Raw genomic sequence first — 1,563 nt, forward strand, 5'->3', positions numbered from 1 at the left:
CGCCGGCAATGACCATGGCGTGGGTCGGCAGGCTCTCGCGCATGGCGTAGCGCTCGGCCTTGTTCATGGTGAACTTGATGCCGAACATGGCCTCGAGGTCGTACAGATCCATGTCCATGACGCCCTTCGTGCGATCGCAGTGCTGCAGCACGTCGCAGCCGAACCACACCGGCTCGCCGGCCTTCAGCTGAGCGATGACCATCTGTTTGAGGTCGTCCATCTCAACGTTGAGGTACAAGTTCTCGCGCTCGGGAATCTGATCGGAGTCCTCGATGGTGTAGGTGCGGCCATAGGGGTTCTCATCGCCGGGCACGTTGATGACGCCAATGTAGTCGTCCAGATCGAGCCCCACGTACTTCTTGTAGAACTCAAGCGGCGTGAGGTCGTAGTCGGCGTGGTAGTTGCCCTTCTTGTCCTCGTACTGGAAGTCGAACTTCTGCACGGGCTCGCCGAAGCACACGGCCAAGATGCGGTACACCTCGTTGAGCATCTCTTCCTGGACGGCCTCGGTGTCCTTGCCCTCGCGAGCCATGGAGCGCAGCTTCAGCGCGTCCTGACGCAGCAGGTGCGACAGCACGGTGTTCACCTCGGCGGTGTTGTTGGTGCAGTGGGTCTCGCTCATGGCGGAATGCGGCACCACGCCGTACTTCTTCACCAGCGCGGCCACCATGTCCCAATCGCCGCCATCCTGCATCGGCGACTGAATGAGCCAGGTAACCTCGCGGTCGTTCAGGTCCTTGTCAGCGGTTTCCACGATGTGCTTCATGAACCAGGCCGCGCGCTCCAGCTTGTTGTAGAAGGCCAGATAGGCCTGGGAAAGCTCGAAGGTGCCGTGAGGCAGGTCAAGCTCCTTCTCAATGCGGAAGCGCAGGGTGTTCAGGCAAGCGAACATCCAGCAACGGCCGCTCATCAGCTGGTTGGCGACGGCCTCTTTGTCCACGTCGATGGAGAAGGCGAAGTTCGCCGGGGAGAGGCGCTTGAGCACTTCCACGTTCTCAGCAGATTTCAGAATACCGTTAACGGTAACGGCCTTCTGAGCCACCTGCTGAGTCTCGCACTTCTTGAAGCTCTCGTGCATCTTCTCAATTTGCTCTTTTGAGATCTTCATTTTCTATGGCTCCTGTTCTTACTACTTGCTTCGGTTTCATCATCTATCTGGAAAGGGCTGGGCAGCGTCGGCTTTTCCGGAGGGTCCGACGGGGCGCAACCCGAATTCCCTTAATCGAACAGCGTCCAAGGCTGGGTGGGACGGTCGTACAGATAGCCGTCCATCCACTTCCACAGCGGATGCTGCTCCATGAACTCCTTGGCGTTGAACTCCACGCCGTCGGCACGGCCGTAACGGCCCCACATGCGCATGTGCTCCATGTCGTCGGGACCAGCGGCCTTGGCGTCGCAAGAACCGGCCGGGTAGAACGGGATGTTCCACACGGCATCCGGATCGTCGGCGTAGTACTGCGGATCGACATCGTAGTGGGCGCAGATGCAGCGGGACGAGGGGTTGTTGTAGCCCAGGTACACGTCAAAGGTGTCGGCCAGCATGAGCTTGGCGCGCTCGACGTC

At 59.8% G+C, this 1,563-nt stretch carries 2 protein-coding genes; both read right to left on the reverse strand.

The window, feature by feature from the left end:
- A partial coding sequence (locus tag QZ307_RS03325) for a C1 family peptidase (protein WP_295995830.1) occupies positions 1–1,108 on the reverse strand: 1,108 nt, incomplete at its 3' end.
- 110 nt (positions 1,109–1,218) lie between these two features.
- A partial coding sequence (locus QZ307_RS03330; protein WP_295995833.1) for a hypothetical protein occupies positions 1,219–1,563 on the reverse strand: 345 nt, incomplete at its 5' end.

It is taken from the genome of uncultured Adlercreutzia sp. (genome assembly GCA_910585575.1).
In the GTDB taxonomy this organism is placed as follows: domain Bacteria; phylum Actinomycetota; class Coriobacteriia; order Coriobacteriales; family Eggerthellaceae; genus Adlercreutzia.